This is a genomic window from Parageobacillus sp. VR-IP, assembly GCF_013357975.1.
In the GTDB taxonomy this organism is placed as follows: domain Bacteria; phylum Bacillota; class Bacilli; order Bacillales; family Anoxybacillaceae; genus Saccharococcus; species Saccharococcus caldoxylosilyticus.
This window is the reverse complement of record NZ_JABVYQ010000005.1, coordinates 262,995-275,559: the sequence shown is the minus strand read 5'-3', so window position 1 is coordinate 275,559 and position 12,565 is coordinate 262,995. Positions and strand designations below refer to the sequence as shown.

Annotated in this window: 16 protein-coding genes; 1 reads left to right on the top strand and 15 read right to left on the bottom strand. The window is 44.0% G+C overall.

All coding sequences use genetic code 11. The features are described from left to right. Positions 1 to 13 precede the first annotated feature (13 nt). The 12 genes from menG to HT574_RS14440 all read right to left on the bottom strand — a co-directional run bounded on the left by menG (position 14) and on the right by HT574_RS14440 (position 9,388). Positions 14 to 718 carry a demethylmenaquinone methyltransferase gene (menG, locus tag HT574_RS14495; RefSeq protein WP_017436783.1) on the bottom strand — a complete coding sequence of 235 codons (705 nt, stop codon included), beginning with the start codon at positions 716 to 718 and terminating at the stop codon, positions 14 to 16. A 4-nt stretch (positions 719 to 722) separates the two neighbouring features. Beyond that, on the bottom strand, positions 723 to 1,529 hold the full coding sequence (locus tag HT574_RS14490) for a heptaprenyl diphosphate synthase component 1 (RefSeq protein WP_175245130.1): 807 nt from the start codon (positions 1,527 to 1,529) through the stop codon (positions 723 to 725). Positions 1,530 to 1,623: 94 nt separating this feature from the next. Continuing rightward, positions 1,624 to 1,848, bottom strand: a complete 225-nt coding sequence (gene mtrB / locus HT574_RS14485; RefSeq protein WP_017436781.1) for a trp RNA-binding attenuation protein MtrB — start codon at positions 1,846 to 1,848, stop codon at positions 1,624 to 1,626. A 34-nt stretch (positions 1,849 to 1,882) separates the two neighbouring features. Then, positions 1,883 to 2,449 (bottom strand): GTP cyclohydrolase I FolE, encoded by a 567-nt coding sequence (gene folE / locus HT574_RS14480; protein WP_017436780.1) that lies wholly within the window; start codon positions 2,447 to 2,449, stop codon positions 1,883 to 1,885. A gap of 128 nt (positions 2,450 to 2,577) precedes the next feature. Next, complete coding sequence (locus HT574_RS14475; protein WP_017436779.1) at positions 2,578 to 2,850, bottom strand: HU family DNA-binding protein; 273 nt, start codon at positions 2,848 to 2,850, stop codon at positions 2,578 to 2,580. 505 nt (positions 2,851 to 3,355) lie between these two features. Further along, complete coding sequence (spoIVA, locus tag HT574_RS14470; protein ID WP_175245129.1) at positions 3,356 to 4,834, bottom strand: stage IV sporulation protein A; 1,479 nt, start codon at positions 4,832 to 4,834, stop codon at positions 3,356 to 3,358. 162 nt (positions 4,835 to 4,996) lie between these two features. Beyond that, positions 4,997 to 5,719: a hypothetical protein gene (locus HT574_RS14465; protein WP_175245128.1), complete on the bottom strand. Its 723-nt coding sequence runs from the start codon at positions 5,717 to 5,719 to the stop codon at positions 4,997 to 4,999. 27 nt (positions 5,720 to 5,746) lie between these two features. Beyond that, entirely contained in the window at positions 5,747 to 5,950 is a 204-nt protein-coding gene (locus HT574_RS14460; RefSeq protein WP_175245127.1) for a DUF2768 domain-containing protein, read from the bottom strand. A 223-nt stretch (positions 5,951 to 6,173) separates the two neighbouring features. Next, entirely contained in the window at positions 6,174 to 7,211 is a 1,038-nt protein-coding gene (locus HT574_RS14455) for an NAD(P)H-dependent glycerol-3-phosphate dehydrogenase (protein ID WP_175245126.1), read from the bottom strand. 58 nt (positions 7,212 to 7,269) lie between these two features. Beyond that, positions 7,270 to 8,580, bottom strand: a complete 1,311-nt coding sequence (gene der, locus HT574_RS14450; RefSeq protein WP_175245125.1) for a ribosome biogenesis GTPase Der — start codon at positions 8,578 to 8,580, stop codon at positions 7,270 to 7,272. Between the two features lie 71 nt (positions 8,581 to 8,651). Next, positions 8,652 to 8,795, bottom strand: coding sequence for a hypothetical protein (locus tag HT574_RS14445; RefSeq protein WP_175244910.1), 144 nt, complete (start codon positions 8,793 to 8,795; stop codon positions 8,652 to 8,654). Next, positions 8,792 to 9,388 carry a YphA family membrane protein gene (locus HT574_RS14440; RefSeq protein WP_175245124.1) on the bottom strand — a complete coding sequence of 199 codons (597 nt, stop codon included), beginning with the start codon at positions 9,386 to 9,388 and terminating at the stop codon, positions 8,792 to 8,794. The genes HT574_RS14445 and HT574_RS14440 overlap by 4 nt, the downstream gene beginning before the upstream one ends. Positions 9,389 to 9,509: 121 nt before the next feature. Between HT574_RS14440 and HT574_RS14435 the strand changes: the two genes are divergently transcribed. After that, positions 9,510 to 9,644, top strand: coding sequence for a YpzI family protein (locus HT574_RS14435; protein WP_175245123.1), 135 nt, complete (start codon positions 9,510 to 9,512; stop codon positions 9,642 to 9,644). 358 nt (positions 9,645 to 10,002) lie between these two features. On the opposite strand, the gene HT574_RS14430 is transcribed toward HT574_RS14435, so the two are convergent. The 3 genes from HT574_RS14430 to HT574_RS14420 are packed head-to-tail and all read right to left on the bottom strand — an operon-like array spanning position 10,003 to position 12,564. Then, the gene (locus HT574_RS14430; protein ID WP_175245122.1) at positions 10,003 to 10,230 is read right to left on the bottom strand and encodes a hypothetical protein; all 228 of its coding nucleotides are present in this window, start codon (positions 10,228 to 10,230) and stop codon (positions 10,003 to 10,005) included. Continuing rightward, a complete protein-coding gene (locus HT574_RS14425; protein WP_175245121.1) occupies positions 10,230 to 11,426 on the bottom strand; it encodes a Ger(x)C family spore germination protein in 1,197 nt (398 codons plus the stop codon). Before HT574_RS14425 ends, HT574_RS14430 begins: the two co-directional genes overlap by 1 nt. A 34-nt stretch (positions 11,427 to 11,460) precedes the next feature. Further along, entirely contained in the window at positions 11,461 to 12,564 is a 1,104-nt protein-coding gene (locus tag HT574_RS14420; protein WP_175245120.1) for a GerAB/ArcD/ProY family transporter, read from the bottom strand. Position 12,565: the final 1 nt, after the last annotated feature.

Here is a 12,565-nt window from a genome sequence, read left to right as displayed (position 1 = left end):
TTCACCTTAACTATTATCGTTTATAACCTAAGTGCATCGCCGCAACGCCAAAGGTGTACGGTTTCACTTCGATATCGACAAAACCGGCTTCGCGAAACATTTGCGCCAGCTCATCTCTGCCCGGAAAATCGCGCGCCGATTCTTGAAGCCATGAATATTCTTCATAACTTTTCGCCAATAATTTTCCGAATAAAGGCATAATAAAACGAAAGTAAAAATAATATAACTGACGAAAACCGATTAACGTCGGCTGAGAGGTTTCGAGACAAACAACCATTCCCCCCGGCTTTGCGACGCGGTACATTTCTTTTAGAACCGTCATATAATCAGGCACATTGCGCAATCCAAAACCGATCGTCACATAGTCAAACATGTTATCGGGAAACGGCAAATTCATCGCATTGCCGTGAATAAGCTTGACGTTCGTCAGCTGCCGCTCTTTTATTTTTTGTTCTCCTACTTTTAACATGTTTTGGCTGAAGTCAAGCCCGTATACTTCACCGCTTGGCCCGACCGCTTCGGCGAGCGCAATCGCCCAATCAGCCGTGCCGCAGCAAACATCGAGCGCTTTTTTTCCTTTTTGCACATTCATCCGCTTCATCGTATCTTCCCGCCATTTGAGATGGCGCCGGAAGCTAATGACCGAATTCATGCGGTCATAATGTTGATAAATTTTTTCAAACACATGATGAACCCGTTCTTCTTTCGATTGATGCATACTTCTACCCTTCTTCCACCGTCTTTTTCGCGATGGTTGAAAAACCGCCAGTTAGCTCAGAAATGCGGATTTGCAACATCTCATTGACTTGTAATTTCGCGTTTAGCACCGCTTCTTTGCAATGATCGATATATCGATTGCAAATATGAAGCAAATATTGCTTCTGCTCTTTCGTTACCGTTTTGGACTTTGGAAAGAGAATATTTCCCATTAGTTCAAATAAAGCGGAAGAACCGGAGCGGACGAACGTTTCCTTTTCCGCGATTAACCGCCTTAGCAGCAAATAATAATAGGAAAACTTCCCCCATACAGGTGTGGAAAAATGGGCGGCCATCTTGCAAATTAATGCGGATTCAATCGTTCCGACGCTGTCAAATAACGTTTCGATCCGCTCGATGTCTTTTTGATACAATCGGACTTTTTGCTCATTGATGTCGCGAATCGCCTCTGCAAAGAGACGAATGAGCGGTATTTCATTCAACTTCGCTAAATAATCGTAATATAAACCGCTATATAGATCGCCGGCGAGAACAACTAATTGCCGCGTTTTCAAATCATCCTGTTCAGAAACAGAATTCGTTACTTCATCGTGGGTATCAAGGGCGATTTGTACAAGCATCATTGGAATAATATAGTGATCGACTTTTTCTGGATCAATGGATGCATCTTCCAATACGGATAAGGATAATAAAATGCGGTCTTCATCAATTTGTCTCGCTGGTATATGCTCGAACAAATAGGAATGATGGAGAAAACGTTCGATTTGCTCTTTTAATAGCGCAATTTTTTTTATGATGTGTTTCAAAATCATCACCCTTGTCCCCCAAAAATTTGCATACAATATAACGGAGTAATTATACCATAATTTTTTTGCAAACGCTCTAGTTTCGTAGAAAATAGTACAATTACTTTTTCCCTTCCGACTCAATTTCACCGTGTCTTGTTTGAATATACGCCTTTCCTCTCACTTTAATCGCCGATGTATGCTCCGTAAATTGGGCGATTAACACTTCGCCTTTATCAAGCTTTTCCGAATGATGGAAACGTGTATCCGCCCCTCTTGTTAATCCGATGACATTCACTCCATCCTCCAGCGCTTTAATGACCACATAATCGCTGTTTACGTACATCATTCTCTCCTCCTTTTTTAATGATTTGCATTTTTTATGATTTTATAAGAGACAGAACCTCGGCCCGGGCGTTTTGATCGGTTTCAAACACGCCGCGCACCGCCGTTGTCACTGTTTTCGCTCCCGGTTTTTTTATGCCGCGCATCGTCATGCACATATGTTCCGCCTCGACAACCACCATGACCCCGTGGGGGTCGAGCGCTTCCACAATCGAATCGGCCACTGTCGCGGTAATGCGTTCTTGCAGTTGCGGACGGCGCGCCACCGCCTCGACTGCCCGCGCCAGCTTGCTTAATCCTGTCACTTTCCCTTCGCGAGGAATGTAGGCGACATGGGCAACGCCGAAAAACGGGACTAAATGATGTTCACACATCGAATAAAACGGAATATCTTTCACCAGCACAAGCTCTTCATGGTCTTCGCTAAACACTGTTTGAAAATGTTCCTTTGGATCTTCGTGCAATCCTGCAAATACTTCGGCATACATTCTCGCGACCCGCTTCGGCGTGTCGATCAGTCCTTCGCGATTTGGATCTTCGCCAATCGCTTCTAAAATTAACCGAACGGCATATTCGATTTGTTCATAATTCACGTGTGACATAAAAGCAACATCCTCCTGCATCATAAAAGCTGAATGTAATCCGATTCTAGCATAACTAGCAAAAAAAAAGCAAAAAAGAAGGGCAGCGCGTCGCTTACCCTTCCCTTCTAAGCTCCTTTTATGTAAGCTTATTTTACAGCGTCTTTAAGAGCTTTGCCTGGTTTGAATGCAGGAACTTTGCTCGCAGGGATTTCCATTTCCTCGCCTGTTTGCGGGTTACGCCCTTTACGAGCCGCGCGCTCGCGCACCTCAAAGTTCCCGAAGCCGATTAATTGGACCTTATCACCTTTTCTTAGCGCTTCTGTAATAGATTCAAATACAGCGTCTACCGCTTTCGTTGCATCTTTTTTGGAAAGACCGCTAGTTTCGGCAACTGCGTTAATTAATTCTGTCTTATTCATACCATTCACCTCCTCCCAAGAGGATTATCAAAATTGCTTGCTTAATACCATTTCTTCACACTTTCTCGCATTTCTATACGTATAAAATGCGGTGACATGCCTAATATTAACCAATTTATCGCTATAATTCAACATATTTTTCCGCGAATCGATAAAATTTAGGTATATTTCATCAAAAAACCAAACCCCTGCACGATGGAAATCGGCACACTCTATCATACAAAAAGGGTTTTCTGCACCTACAAGTCGAAGCTCATTCTTATTCCGCTAGACTTTCCTAGCAACCCTTTTGTTCGTGCTTTGCATCCTGCGGCTCGGTTCAAAAGCGGTCCCGTTTCATCCCGATGACTTCCGCACAGGCTTTCGATGCCAATGAATGCAGCTTTTTCTGATAAAAGATTACCATATGCGTTATAGGTTATCAAGACAAAATCCTTGTTTTTAAGGGTTTCTATTCATTTGTACCAGCTGCCAACAAAAAAAGACTCCAAACATGGAGTCCTTCTTATAAAATAATGGCGATTAACCCGCCGGAGCCTTCGTTAATGATGCGCTCTAGCGTTTCTTTTAGTTTATAACGGGCATTTTCCGGCATCATCGCTAGTTTTGCCTGAATTCCTTCGCGGACAATCGAGCTGAGCGAACGTCCAAAAATATCGGAATTCCAAATCGAGAGAGGATCATCTTCAAAATCTTGCATTAAATAGCGGACGAGTTCTTCGCTTTGTTTTTCCGTACCGATGATTGGAGCAAACTCCGATTCGACGTCTACTTTAATCATATGAATCGATGGAGCGACCGCTTTTAAACGGACGCCGAAACGGGAGCCCTGGCGGATGATTTCCGGCTCGTCTAAGCTCATATCGGAAAGCGCCGGCGCTGCAATGCCATAGCCGGTTTGCTTCACCATTTTTAATGCATCGGCAATTTGATCATATTCCGCTTTCGCATGGGCAAAGTCCTGCATAAGCTGTAATAAATGATCTTTTCCGCGAATTTCTACGCCGACAATTTCTTTTAAAATTTGATCATACAATTCATCCGGCGCGTATAAATCGATTTCGGCTATTCCTTGCCCCATTTCAATGCCGGCCAGGCTTGCTCTTTCAATAAAATCATATTCGCTAAATTGCTGCACCACTCTGTCGACATCGCGCAGCCGTTTGATGTCTTTTACCGTATCGCGCACGGCTTCTTGATAGCTTTCGCGAAGCCAATGATCTTCGCGGAGCACCATGACCCAGCTCGGTAAGTTCACATTCACTTCTAACACCGGAAATTCATATAATGCTTCACGAAGCACGTTATACACATCGGATTCTCTCATGCTTTCGACACTGATGGCTAACACCGGAATATCGTATTTTTCCGCAAGCTCGCGGCGCAGCGCTTCCGTTTCCGGATGGTGCGGACGTACGGTATTAATAATCATAATAAACGGTTTGCCGACTTCTTTTAACTCGTTAATGACGCGCTCTTCCGCCTCAATATAATGTTGGCGCGGAATCTCGCCGATCGTGCCGTCCGTCGTAATAACTACACCGATCGTTGAATGTTCTTGAATGACTTTTCTGGTGCCGATTTCCGCCGCCTCCTGGAACGGAATCGGTTCCTCGTACCATGGGGTATGAATCATGCGCGGGCCGTTTTCGTCTTCATATCCTTTTGCGCCAGGGACGGCATAGCCAACGCAGTCAACAAGGCGGATATTTACCTCCAATCCTTCGTCGACTTTTACAGTTACCGCTTGATTTGGCACAAATTTCGGCTCGGTGGTCATAATCGTTTTCCCTGCGGCGCTTTGCGGCAATTCATCTTGCGCACGCGCTTTATCTGCTTCATTTTTAATATTCGGGATGACGACAAGCTCCATAAACCTTTTTATGAAAGTCGATTTGCCGGTTCGGACCGCACCGACTACTCCTAAATAAATATCGCCACCTGTCCGTTCGGCGATATCTTTAAAAATATCGACTTTTTCCAAATGACTCCCCTCCAGTCTTTGGGTCGTTATCATAAACAACCAAATTTTTTGCTAGTATTGTAGGACACTATATGCATATGATGTTGTCCTATTCATTTATGACTAAAAATGTATAAAAAATCCCTTCTCTAGAATGTATTTTCCTAGAGAAGGGTTCATGACTCATTTTGTTAAAAAAATCGGTTCATTTGTTTTCGCATCAACGGTGTATGGAAGGGAGTAGGCGGGTACGAATAACGAATGCTTCACCAAAATGTCGCGAATATCATCGCCGGGACGGTAATGATGTTTCTCTTTTTTTAATGCGTTATATAAGTCGATGCGATAATCGATATAAATTTCCCCGCTCCCATTGATGACAAACGGCAAATTGTTGCCGGAAAACGGGCTGACCGCATACGGCGGCTCTTTATAACCGAGCTTTTTATAATCCAGGGTAAACACTCCCGGTGCGATCATTTTCTTAAATGGCGGATATCGATGATTGTCTTGGTACATTTGCAAACGCAGCTTTAAGTCGCGAATCCGTTCAGCCAGACGCAAGTCCAGCAATTTCACCGTTGGGTTCTTTTCCGCGTCGACAATGACATATTGGAAAACACCGCCGCTTTCATATGCGTTTCCCGGTGGTTCCTGCATATAGCGGGGAATTAGCTTGTTGAAATCAACCGGATATTTCTGATAAATCGGTGTTTTCATGTCGCGAGTTTTAATTGGCAAAAGCCCCCCTGTTGCTTTGCGGTACTGGTTTACTGCTGATTGTACCGCCGCCACTTGATCTTCATACGGAATTTGATTTTGTTTTAGGCGCTCTTTTGGGTATAAACAACCGGAAAGAGATAATATGATCAGACATGAGGCAATACAACGAATGATCCATCTCATTTACAATCCATCCTTTAACTGCGACTGTTATTCTGGTGTAGGGCCGCTAAAGACGACAAAAATAACAATAATTCCCGCTAAAATCATCGAAATATAGGCGATGAATGCCAAAATAAAGCGGATGGTCTTGTTTTTTGCTTTATAGCGGCTAATGTAAATAGAAGCGACAGAAATAAACATAAATACCATCGATGCAATGGCAACCCACATTTTCGCTAAAGCTGGCGACATCCGTTTTTCCTCCTTTTTCGACACTTATTATAACAGCAAACGTGTTTCATTGCACCTAAGTCTGTTTTCTTCGCCGCGCAAAAAAAAACTGAAGTAAAGCGGGGCTTTCTTTACTTCAGTTCAACTATAATACCCTTTCCGGAAGCTCAAGTCTATAATTGTTCGTAGTATTGTATGCAGTGCGTGAACAACTTGTATCATCGAACGCCTATTTTCTTCATTTTTACCGCTGCGGTTCCGTAAGAATATTCATTAAATCGTCCATCTCTTGCGTTTTCACGCGCGACATTAACGAATCGACCGCATCTTTTGGATTCTTTCCGGCGAACAATACTTCATAAAGCACTTCCGTAATCGGCATTTTTACTCCAAGCTTTTTCGCGAGCTGATAAGCCGCTTTCGTTGTTCTTACCCCTTCTACGACCATTCCCATGCTTTCAAGAACTTCATCAAGCTTTTTTCCTTTTCCCAACATATGACCAGCGCGCCAATTTCGTGAATGAACACTTGTGCATGTTACAATTAAATCACCAACCCCTGTTAAACCAGCAAAGGTCAGCGGATTAGCGCCAAGCGCGCAGCCTAAGCGGGCGATTTCTGCCAGCCCCCTTGTCATAAGCGCCGCTTTTGCATTATCTCCATATCCTAATCCATCCGAAATGCCGGCCGCTAGCGCAATGATATTTTTCAGCGCCCCGCCCAGTTCGACTCCGATTAAATCAGGATTGGTATAAACGCGGAAATATTGATGATTCATAAACAAATCTTGAATGCTCTCCGCCGCTTCCATGTTTTTCGCGGAAACGGCCACCGTCGTCGGATGGCGCAAGCTCACTTCCTCGGCATGGCTCGGACCGGATAAAACGACAACATCTTTTAAAAGCTCGCCCATTTCCTCTTCGACCATTTCGGAAACACGCTTATGTGTATCCGGTTCGATTCCTTTACTGACAGCGACGATCGTAATCGGTTCACGAATACAATCGCGCACTTTCCTCAGCACTTCGCGAATCGCCTTTGTCGGTACAGCCAGCACCACGGTTTGAATACGGTCTAACGCCTGGCAAAGATCGGTATAGCCAACGATTCCTTCCGGCAGTTGAATGCCGGGCAAATATTTTTCGTTCGTTCGCTTTTGATTTATTTCTTCGATTTGTTCTGCACGGTGTCCCCAAAGCCGGACTTGATGCCCATTATCGGCGAGGACCAGCGCAAGCGCTGTCCCCCAGCTTCCCGCTCCTAGCACTGCAATCTTCTTCACCGTTTCTCACTTCCTTTTATCCATGATCTGTCACCTATCGCGCCGCCTCCGCTTTTCTTTATTTCCGCGGTCTGGCGATGATTTTAATCGGCGTCCCTTCAAAACCGAACGCATCGCGGATGCGGTTTTCTAAAAAGCGCTCGTAGGAGAAATGCATCAGCTCCGGGTCGTTGACAAAAACAACAAACGTTGGCGGTTTTACAGCCACTTGCGTCATGTAATAAATTTTTAAGCGCCGCCCATTATGCGTCGGGGTTGGATTCATCGCCACGGCATCTATAATCACTTCGTTCAGCACGTTTGTTTGCACGCGCATCGCATGATTTTCACTCACCATGCGGACAAGCGGCAACAGCTTATGTAACCGCTGCTTTGTTTTTGCCGAAACGAAAAGGATTGGCGCATAGTCCAAAAACGGAAAGTGATCACGAATTTTCCGCTCAAATTCGATCAGCGTTTTGTCATCTTTTTCAATGGCGTCCCATTTATTGACGACAATAATGACACCGCGCCCTGCTTCATGAGCATATCCCGCAATTTTTTTATCTTGTTCAATAATGCCTTCTTCCGCGTTTAAGACGACAAGAACGACATCCGAACGTTCAATCGCTTTTAGCGCGCGCAGCACACTATATTTTTCGGTATTCTCATAAATTTTTCCTCTTTTTCTCATTCCTGCTGTGTCAATAATAACATATTCTTGTCCCTCCCTTACAAATGATGTATCGACAGCATCACGCGTCGTACCGGCAATATCGCTGACGATGACACGCTCTTCTCCTAAAATGGCGTTAACAAGGGACGATTTGCCAACGTTCGGCCTCCCGATTAAACAAAACTTAATCACATCTTCTTCATATTCTTCTTGACCTCGTTTCGGAAAATGGCGGACGACCGCATCCAGCAAATCGCCAAGCCCTGTTCCATGCGCGCCGGAAATCGGGTATGGATCGCCAAATCCAAGCGCATAAAAATCATAAATCAAGTCGCGCATTTCCGGATTATCGATTTTATTGACGGCGAGAACAACCGGCTTGTTCGAACGATGCAAAATTTTCGCTACTTCCTCATCAGCAGCCGTTACACCGTCCCGGCCGTTTGTCATAAAAATAATGACGTCCGCTTCATCGATCGCGACTTCTGCCTGTTGGCGAATTTGCACTAGAAGCGGTTCATCGCCAATATCGATTCCGCCTGTATCAATCAAGTAAAATTGATGGTTCAGCCATTCTGCACTGCTGTAAATTCTGTCGCGAGTTACCCCGGGCACATCCTCGACAATGGAAATACGTTCACCGACAATGCGGTTAAAAATCGTTGATTTTCCGACATTCGGACGGCCAACAATAGCCACGACTGGATTGGTCATACTATCACCCTTTCTTTACGTATCGCGACGGTAAAAAACGCCCTTTTCGGAAGGGCATGGCTACAACTGTTTTATTTTATCAAAAACACCATCTCCCAACAATCATCTAATGTTTGGCGATAATGAGCCATTTGATAGTTCGTCCGCAATAAATAAAGCCGTGTCAGCACCCCGATGACAACTCCGTATAAAATTGGAAAAGTATATTCGTTCATGACTGCCTTGTCCCCCTTATTGATTTCTTTCCGTCTATATACACCGGAATGTGATCGACTAGCGCCCAAATAAACATACAGCATGCGCTAAGGGACACCATATCTAAAAAAGTATAAGATCCAATAATATACGAAAATGAAATTTTGTGCGAAATAATAGAATACAACATTTCCCCCTGACAGCTGCCAATGACTAAACATAGTAAGCGCGATTGAATATTTTCGTAAAATAAAAAACATAGGATGAGTAATATGATTGCCAGCATCCATGTACGATCCATCCATATCCATACAGGATCAAAGAGAACAAGCAGTTGAAAGGATGTGTAAGCAAAAGCAATCGTCAATACAGCTATCGCCATATAGACAAGTTTTCGCCGAGATTGCTTTGCGGCGTAATAGCAAGACAAGAAAAAAAGAAACAGAAAAGAAAGCGTTATTTGGAAGCCGCCTATATTTAACGAAACAGAGGAAAGAATAATCGTGATGAGAGCGACTGCTGCCACCATCGTCCGCCAAGCTGTTTTTTTCATAAAAAAAGTGGCAATCACCCATACTATCCAAAAAAATGAATAAAAATAAATACCATCCATATTTTCCACCCCTTATTATGTTCATTATTTCATCTTTTATGAACATTCATTCGTGCATAAGCAAAACAAAAAATAGTCATAGTAAGAATGATATCTATATAAAAGAAAGGAGCGAAATTCATTGGGTAGAGACCGGCAAGAAAAAAAGCTAAAACAATCGAGACGCGTCGAATCAGACCGTGATCAATCCCTTGAATACAAAGGCGCGACAAGACTGGAAGACCCGCAAGCAACGAGAGAACGAAATCAGCACTAAGAAAAGCGGAGGGCGCCTGAAGCTAGCCAAAGAAGAAAAGCGGAAGCGACGCATTGATCTGCAACACGCGCAGGCGGACTCGGAAGGATGGCATCAAAAAAGCTGACTCCATGATTACAAATCGAGTCAGCTTTTTAAAGTGTTGAAAAAACTTTTCCCAAATAGTTGAAATGGATTTAAGTATTTGGCGTTCTCTTCCTTTCATCGCGGTAAGAAATGAACCTAGATCAGCCCAACCACAAATCTTCCTCTGCACCTTCTATGTTTCATCCATCATCTCCATAGACAAAGAGCCCGCTTCAGATGATACTGTTGTTCCCTAAGACCAAATACGTGTGGCAGAACAGGAAACCCTCCTTTATTTTTCCATTATTCGCCCAAGAGGTTGATAAATGTAATCAACCATCTGCGTCGGCCCTGGAAGATTGGGATTCCATATTAACACCATCGCAAGAATCGTTCCCAGACTTAAAAGTATAATAAAAACGACTTTTTCTTTTTTCTGTGTCCGGTTGATTCGCGGCCACTCGTATAGAAAGATGAGGGCAACCAAAACAAGAGTGCCCAGTATAAAAACAATCTTCATTATTGTTTCACCTCTTGTTCAGGCAATCCTTGCGGAGTGGTGCCTATGCCTGGTCTACGGACGTATGCCTTTGTTTTCACAACCACTTCAACGTCAGGGAAAATTTCCTCCCAACGATCCTTCACCCGGTTCCATTCTCTTGGATATTTTCGATGGAAAACCTCTGCAAAGCCAAAAATATCGGCCTTCATCTCTTTTTGTACTTTTTTCAATGCGGCTCTAATGCGCTTATCCGTCTCCTTTGCCAATTCTTTTTCGATCATTTTCGTATACTTAGGATTCATTAAGTTCAGTTTCGTTCCGTTTAATATGATATCATCTTCTGCGGTCGCCTTTACGATCATCTTCCATTTGCCTTTCTCATATTTAGGAATGAGTTCCGTATGCGCTCTTATCAGCATGGCCGTGATCTTTCCCTTTTCCCCTTTTAGCGTAACCGTGATATTCGCCTGTTTGACCTCATCTCTGAGCCAAAGCACCCCTCGAGTCAATTTATCATTAATATACCCGACCATTTTATCCTTCTTAAAAATGGCGGTACGTTGGATAAACGCAATGGTCTGCAACTCTTGTTTCCCTTTTTCCGGGGGCAAAATCTTCACCATGGGAAGAGCCGCTGCGCCGGCATCACCACTTAGCATTTGCAGAGCGTCTTTTGCCGTTACTCGCAGTAAAAGCTGCGATTCTGACAATTCCCGCAGCACCTCTGCTGAGCTTTGCTCGATTAGGGGGGACAATTCAAGCACACTTTTCGCGGTTCCTTTACTCACTAATACATCGGCACGAAGGCGGGCTTGCGGATTGCGGCCCAGAAAGTCGAGATGCTGGCGAATCCCTGCTTTTGCTGCTTTCTCACCGAACACGATCATCTCCGTGTGTCCCCAGAAAATACGTCGAGGAAGCTTCTCTTGCAGGTTTGAGATCGCATCAGCCACGGTGGCACCCGTTCCCGATCTTATTATCGTTTCAGCCCCGCCACCGCTATCGCCACCACCTATCATCTGACCTCCTCCACCGACTGCTTTCGGGACGATTATTTCCGCTGTAAGCATGATTTTCCCATCTTTTGTTTGATCAATCCCTAATCCTACGATTAGCGCTAAATCGTTGACTTCCTTCCTGTCCCAACAGCCGCTTAGCAAAATAAGATGAACACAAACGAAAAGAAGTTTTGCTGCTTTTTGCAAGATGCCCATTTTTGTTTATCTCCTTTCTCCCCTTGTTTCATTGCTATCCTGTTAATTTTTGGTTATTGGTTCTTTTGCGCCATTTTGCGATAAATAGGAGAAGGAGAGGAAGTCCCGTTTGAATCGAAAACCGGTAAAACAAGGAAGAACCTCCTAGAAAACGGGTCAATTCCATTAAATTCGGCGCCGACCAGACGGCAAATAACAGCATTAAAAATCCCATGGGAAAAACGACCGGGCGATAATCCGACAAATTCAACCATTGCGCCGTTCCCAACACCAAAGCATAATAAAAAACAGAAATTTTCAAAAATATACCCACTACCCAAAGAGCCGTTAAGAAGGCTTCAAGGTGTTCAAGAAAATCCGCGATGCTAATGTAACGGACGGCGCTCGCTACGGGATAAACAAAACGGTCGGTGATTCCTCCTAGGACGAAAAGGGTGGCAATGTTGATGAAAGTTAAAGTCAACATGACCGCAGTGACCGAGATCATGCCCCATTTCTTTCCTTTATTTTGATCGGCTACATAAGGAAGAAGAAAAGCGATGAGAAGGAATTCGCTAAACCAGCCTTGCGGGACCATCGCACCCATGAGCGAGGGCATTATTCCCTTTTCCATAATTGGAAACATATTCTCTACTTCCATATCCGGAATCAAAAGGATAATAATGATCAATATAAAGATCATCACAACAGGTACGGACAATTCCGCAAGCCTGCCTATTACTTCTACACCACCGCGGACAGCAAAGGAGCACACTAGGATCATACTTCCCATTACAAAAACTAATGGAGTATGAAAAAGAAAGTTACCTACAACAAATTCACCATACTCTCGGATAATAATTCCAGTTATATGCAAATAGAACAATAAAAAGATCAACCCAACCGCTTTCCCTAAAAATTTGCCGAGAATTTCCCCGCTGTACTCGATAAGGGTTTTCTGTGGATAGAGCTGATGCAGCCGGACAGCAATATGGACCGTCAAAAAACCAACGAGAGAAGCCCAAAGAGGAGAGAGCCACATATCCTGATTCGCGTGCCGGGCGGTGATCGCGGGAACTAAAAGAATGGCTGTGGCGATAATTGTAGGATACATCATCATCGCCATTTGCGCCGCAGATATTTTTCCTTTTTCGATCATA

Excerpts from the sequence above, each read along its gene's own strand:
- menG (WP_017436783.1), bottom strand. The coding sequence starts at position 718 with ATGCATCAATCGAAAGAAGAACGGGTTCATCATGTGTTTGAAAAAATT.
- HT574_RS14490 (WP_175245130.1), bottom strand. The coding sequence starts at position 1,529 with ATGATTTTGAAACACATCATAAAAAAAATTGCGCTATTAAAAGAGCAA.
- mtrB (WP_017436781.1), bottom strand. The coding sequence starts at position 1,848 with ATGTACGTAAACAGCGATTATGTGGTCATTAAAGCGCTGGAGGATGGA.
- folE (WP_017436780.1), bottom strand. The coding sequence starts at position 2,449 with ATGTCACACGTGAATTATGAACAAATCGAATATGCCGTTCGGTTAATT.
- HT574_RS14475 (WP_017436779.1), bottom strand. The coding sequence starts at position 2,850 with ATGAATAAGACAGAATTAATTAACGCAGTTGCCGAAACTAGCGGTCTT.
- HT574_RS14465 (WP_175245128.1), bottom strand. The coding sequence starts at position 5,719 with ATGAGATGGATCATTCGTTGTATTGCCTCATGTCTGATCATATTATCT.
- HT574_RS14460 (WP_175245127.1), bottom strand. The coding sequence starts at position 5,950 with ATGTCGCCAGCTTTAGCGAAAATGTGGGTTGCCATTGCATCGATGGTA.
- der (WP_175245125.1), bottom strand. The coding sequence starts at position 8,580 with ATGACCAATCCAGTCGTGGCTATTGTTGGCCGTCCGAATGTCGGAAAA.
- HT574_RS14445 (WP_175244910.1), bottom strand. The coding sequence starts at position 8,795 with ATGAACGAATATACTTTTCCAATTTTATACGGAGTTGTCATCGGGGTG.
- HT574_RS14440 (WP_175245124.1), bottom strand. The coding sequence starts at position 9,388 with ATGGATGGTATTTATTTTTATTCATTTTTTTGGATAGTATGGGTGATT.
- HT574_RS14430 (WP_175245122.1), bottom strand. The coding sequence starts at position 10,230 with ATGAAGATTGTTTTTATACTGGGCACTCTTGTTTTGGTTGCCCTCATC.
- HT574_RS14425 (WP_175245121.1), bottom strand. The coding sequence starts at position 11,426 with ATGGGCATCTTGCAAAAAGCAGCAAAACTTCTTTTCGTTTGTGTTCAT.
- HT574_RS14420 (WP_175245120.1), bottom strand. The coding sequence starts at position 12,564 with ATGATCGAAAAAGGAAAAATATCTGCGGCGCAAATGGCGATGATGATG.